The following is a 550-nucleotide window of genomic DNA, read 5'->3' on the forward strand; positions in this document are numbered from 1 at the left end:
TCGTTATTAATCCATTAATCACTTATCGAGCTAAAAGTTCGAGTTTAAGAAAGGTTAAGACTGATGTCATCGATGCGTACCACCTCTGCGAGCTGTATTACAAAGAAGAGTTAGAGCCACATAAAAAACGTGGTGCACAATTACTAAACCTGCGAAATTTAACCAGACAGCACGATCATTTAACAGGTATTAGTTCTCAGGCAAAACTTCATTTTTTAGCTATTCTAGATCAAGTGTTTCCTGAATATCGAGGTGTATTTGGAGATTTGTATTCTAATGTTTCGCTCTTAACTTTACTAGAGTTTCCTTCATCTGAGGCTGTGTTACAAGCAGGTGAAGATCAACTAGCTAAACGAATCGCATCTTTATGTACTAGTCGTTCTAAACAATAGGCAAACGAAAGAGCTAAGCTTTTAATGACTGCGGCTGAAAAAAATCCGTTTCAAGTAAATCTTTATAGAAGCCTTATTATTTCACTAGAAATGCATATCAAAATGGTTCTTCAATACAAAGAACATCCATCCAATTTGAAAGCAGAGATAGATGTCCT

Annotated in this window: 1 pseudogene; it reads left to right on the forward strand. The window is 35.8% G+C overall.

From position 1 onward, the window contains the following. Window positions 1-550, forward strand: a pseudogene (locus CN692_RS25350) (IS110 family transposase); the annotation flags it as partial.

It is taken from the genome of Bacillus sp. AFS002410 (genome assembly GCF_002556365.1).
Classification (GTDB): domain Bacteria; phylum Bacillota; class Bacilli; order Bacillales; family Bacillaceae_G; genus Gottfriedia.